Annotated in this window: 5 protein-coding genes; 3 read left to right on the top strand and 2 right to left on the bottom strand. The window is 44.8% G+C overall.

The features are described from left to right. The coding region (locus tag H6S82_RS20985) for a glycosyltransferase family 2 protein (protein ID WP_347339521.1) at positions 1-725 on the bottom strand (725 nt) is incomplete at its 3' end. 1 nt (position 726) lies between these two features. Then, positions 727-1,368: a nuclear transport factor 2 family protein gene (locus H6S82_RS20980; protein WP_190467103.1), complete on the bottom strand. Its 642-nt coding sequence runs from the start codon at positions 1,366-1,368 to the stop codon at positions 727-729. 147 nt (positions 1,369-1,515) lie between these two features. Here H6S82_RS20980 and H6S82_RS20975 point away from each other — a divergent pair, with 147 nt between their 5' ends. From H6S82_RS20975 to H6S82_RS20965, 3 genes are all read left to right on the top strand, one after another. Next, the gene (locus H6S82_RS20975; protein WP_190467107.1) at positions 1,516-2,718 is read left to right on the top strand and encodes a bifunctional sterol desaturase/short chain dehydrogenase; all 1,203 of its coding nucleotides are present in this window, start codon (positions 1,516-1,518) and stop codon (positions 2,716-2,718) included. A 111-nt stretch (positions 2,719-2,829) separates the two neighbouring features. Beyond that, on the top strand, positions 2,830-3,231 hold the full coding sequence (locus H6S82_RS20970) for a DUF4351 domain-containing protein (RefSeq protein WP_242057049.1): 402 nt from the start codon (positions 2,830-2,832) through the stop codon (positions 3,229-3,231). A gap of 308 nt (positions 3,232-3,539) precedes the next feature. Continuing rightward, positions 3,540-4,286, top strand: a complete 747-nt coding sequence (locus H6S82_RS20965) for a DUF6615 family protein (protein WP_347339522.1) — start codon at positions 3,540-3,542, stop codon at positions 4,284-4,286. Positions 4,287-4,291 lie beyond the last annotated feature (5 nt).

Below are 4,291 nucleotides of genomic sequence, written 5' to 3'. Positions count from 1 at the left end.
CGACGCACTAACATTCCATTACCCCGTAGCTCAGACATTCCGGCAACGGCAATGCGATGAATTTGTAGAAAACAATCACAACTCATTTCCATTTGCTGACAGCGAGTTAAGAAATTCGTATCAGCATTAGAAATACTTTTTCGTACTTGCACCGCACCGATCGCCCTATCCTGAAATAAGGGTACAATTTCCCCCAAGAAATTCGCAGGAACCAGAGCATCGGCATCGCAAATTAGCACAATCTCTCCTTGGGTAGAGGCAAAAACGGCATTTAGCGCCCCTGCTTTACCGCCTTTCGATGCGCGTCGATGCACCTGTAATGTGGGAAATTGAGTTTGTAATTTGCTTAAAATCTGGGGGGTTGCATCGGTACTGCCATCATCAATAATCCAAATATCTAGGCGATCGCTTGGATAATTCAATTGGAATAAGCTATGAACTAAATCGGCTAAAACTGCACTTTCATTCTTCGCGGGAACCAAAATCGACACGGTGGGCAAATAAGCAATATCCTCGCTTGCCACAGAAATCGGTTTTGCCATCAGCATCCGTACCGTTTGAACGGACAGGAGTGCTGTTAATCCTACAATTAGCCACTGCAAATCCGATCGCCAGTGCAGCAAACTCACCATACCCCAGACAAGTAAAACTACCAGAGTTGCTTTGAAACGACGATCGCGATCGACGCTAATATCATTACTTGACCGATAGTTACTTATTCCCACTTTACTGGCTATCTCTTTCCGTTGGTTGTTTGCGCCAGCGACGCCACAGCAGCATTGCAATTAACCCCAACAGGAAGCCGCCTACCCCTGCGGCGATCGCCATAACGCGACCTATGCGCTGTGTACCGTTCAGTACCGGATTATCCAGTAAGTTGGCAGAAAAATGCAGCGATTGGATCGTCCATTTTTCCTGAAACTTTTGCAGGACTGCTGTCCACCGCATCGCCATCGTAGCCTGATTGCCATCCCGGAAAGAAAAAGTGGCGATCGCATCTCCGTAAGAAATCGCCGTCTCCGGGGAAAGGAACCTTCTGGGATCGTCCACCTTAACTTCCATTGCGATCTTTGCGATCGAACTGGAAAACTGCTGATTCCAGTACTTCTCAAAATCCTGCACCTTATGGAAAACGCGGTTATCGACCGTTGTAATCGTGAAATTTGGATGTAAGTAAGGCTCAATTTTGGAAAAATCGCGAGAATTGAGAGCTTGCACAGCCATCTCCCGCGTGCGAATTATCGCATTAATGTCCTGTTGGCTGACATCTGCCAGAGCGCATTGCGGCAAATTCCAAATTGCCAGCACGAGCAAAATGCTCCAAAGTAGCTGCGTGCATTTATGGCTTATCTGTCTCTGTTTCGTCATGTAGGGTTAGTTTCTCGCTGACCATCGGCGATCGCTTTCTAGATTCGCAACTTATAGAGATAAACCACTACTTGCTATACATTACGTTACATTTAGCGATAATTTATGGAAATACGATCGTAAACTGGCTAGGCTTCAAACTGCTATATGGACTTCCAACTGGTATACAGTCAAATATTCATCCAATTACTCCTGGGACTCGTCTCTGTCATCTTTGCGGAACTGGTGCGGGATGTCTACCACCTCGCGGGACATTATTGGAAACCGTTACAGAGCTACCATACCCTGCACCACAAAGCTTATCGTCGCGATTTGAGCATGACGAGCTTAGAAATGTACAAGAAAGCCCAGTGGTACAACGATGTGCCCGAAGCCCTAGTTATGGTGGGGTCAACTGCTCTAGTCGCAGGACTGGCTCAGAACTATGGAATGTGGCTCGGCTGTCTCTATTCTCTGATGTTCCTGATTCCTGCGATCGCTCGTTCCCAAGGGCTGCTCCTCCAAACCGATTTAACCCATAAACCTGGGGATTTGGTGGAAATTCCGTCGCGATGGACGGTGAATCGTACTTATCATTGGCGACACCATTTCGATCAAGGCAATGCCTACTTTTGCGGTTACTTTACCGTAGTAGACAAGGTATTGGGAACGAGTTTATCTCTCAAAGGAAAAGTGGTAGCAATTACCGGAGCCTCCGGCACTCTGGGACAGGCGTTGATGGAGGAATTGTCGCTTCAGGGAGCTAAAATAGTCGCGTTAACTACTAGCAAAGATGCACAATTTAAGCCGGGAATTGAAGTTTTGCAGTGGCAGTTAGGGGCTGAGGCAGACTTGATGACCCGTCTGAAAAGCGTTGATATTTTGATTGTTAACCACGGTGTAAATGTGTACGGAGATCGCTCTCCTGAAGCCATCCAAAAGTCTTATGAAATCAACACTTTTTCCGCACTGAAATTAGCTGAATTATTTCTCAGTACTGTCACAGAATCCGACCACAAAGCTATCAAAGAACTCTGGATTAATACCTCCGAAGCAGAAGTGAATCCGGCTTTAAGTCCTTTGTACGAATTGTCAAAAAGAACACTGGGAGACTTGATTACTCTGCGTCGCCTCGATGCTCCCTGCATTATCCGCAAATTGATACTGGGGCCATTTAAGAGCCAGCTAAATCCCTATGGTGTCATGTCTGCCCGATGGGTCTCTTGGGCGATCGTCGCTTTAGCAAAGCGGGATTTCCGGAACATTATTGTTACCATTAATCCCATTAGTTATATTGCCTTTCCGATTAAGGAGTTTTTCCAATCCCTTTATTTCCGCTTGTTTACGTCCGCCCACACTCAAGTTAAGTAGGACTTACGCATTTTATCGCCTCATTCACTACAAATGTAGAGTCAATTCATGAATTGACTCTACATCTTGGAGTAAAATCGCTTACTTGCGTATCGCCTATTAGTAGTATAATTGATTCAACCAATAACGCTTCAAGAAAATCAAGCAGCGATAGAAGCTCGAAATTTGTTGGCGCGATCGCAACAGGAATTACCATCAGAAACAAGTCGTGCCATCCTAGAGATGGTAACGACAATTATGGTGTATAAGTTTACTCAGTTGAGCCGAGCGGAGGTAGAAGCGATGTTGGGAATTAGCTTACAGCAAACACGGGTGTATCAGGAGGCTAGAGAAGATGAGGCGAAATTGTTGATCTTGCGCCAACTTACTCGACGAGTGGGAGAAGTGCCTGAGTCAGTCAGAGTACAAATTGATCCCCTATCCATTACCCAACTGGAATCATTGGCAGAGGCATTACTGGATTTCTCTAATCTGTCTGATTTAGACGCATGGTTGGCCCAACAGGGAGCGTAGGTTCGCTGCGCTGTAAGAAAACTAACAGAGGCGCAGTTGTCTAAGCAAGAACTCGTAGTTTGCCAGCAGCCTAATATAGCTGGCTTCTAACCTGTTAGTAGTACGATCGATTCAACCGATCCAGTATTCTTGTAGGCTAAGATCGAAATCCTGCTCTTATAGCTATTTGTTATTCCTGGTTTTTATTTCCAATGCACCCAACTCTTTGTGATACCTTCAGAAGCCGTGCTTTATGGACATGGGATACTCTTGCAAGAGGACGTTCTGTAGATTGTCAAATTGGAGAATAAACTTTAACAGATTTAAATATTCTTGAGTTAAAAATCCGACACACATCAGAGGTTTATAGCCGAACATTCAGCAAACCTGAAGAAGGTTTAAACGGTGCTGATTGGGAGTGGTGGTTCACAGGCTCTAGCAGAAAATGGATTGGTTTTAGAGTACAAGCTAAAGTCATAGATATGAAAACAAACTCTTTCAAACATCTTCATTACCAGAAAGATAAATATTCACCGTTTCAATGTGACACTCTTATCCAGAACGCATTACAAAAGCCGCCTGCACGTATTCCTTTGTACTGTCTTTACTCAAATTGGAACACGTTCCAACAATTGCCTTGGAAGTGTGCAACTTACTACCCTGTTGAGGAAAGCTATGGTTGCTCTATCTTGTCTGCTTTTGCAGTCCGCTACTTGCGAAGCATTAAAGGCCGCAAAGCAACACACTTTAGAAATTTACTGAGTTATGTAAGTCCTTGGCATTGTTTGGTCTGCTGCCGTGGATATGGCAAAGGTGATTTACCAAGTCGGGTTTTTAGATATTGGAGAGAATTTATCCTAGAAGTTGAGGAGGCAATTTTTGAAGAGCTTACCCCAAGCGTTCGTCGGGAGTTAAATGGCGAATTAGACGGCTATCGGCAAATTTACAACGAAATTGAACTAACGGAGGAACCACCGAGTTATGTTCGCTCGCTGCTCAATAATGAGTTAGAAGAGCAACCCGATCCAAATTTACGAACGCTTACAATCTTTAAAGAACGAGGCGAACCCGTATAATCTCC

The sequence above is a fragment of the Planktothrix sp. FACHB-1355 genome, assembly GCF_014748295.1.
GTDB lineage: Bacteria > Cyanobacteriota > Cyanobacteriia > Cyanobacteriales > Aerosakkonemataceae > Aerosakkonema > Aerosakkonema funiforme_A.
This window is presented reverse-complemented; position numbering and strand designations above follow the sequence as displayed.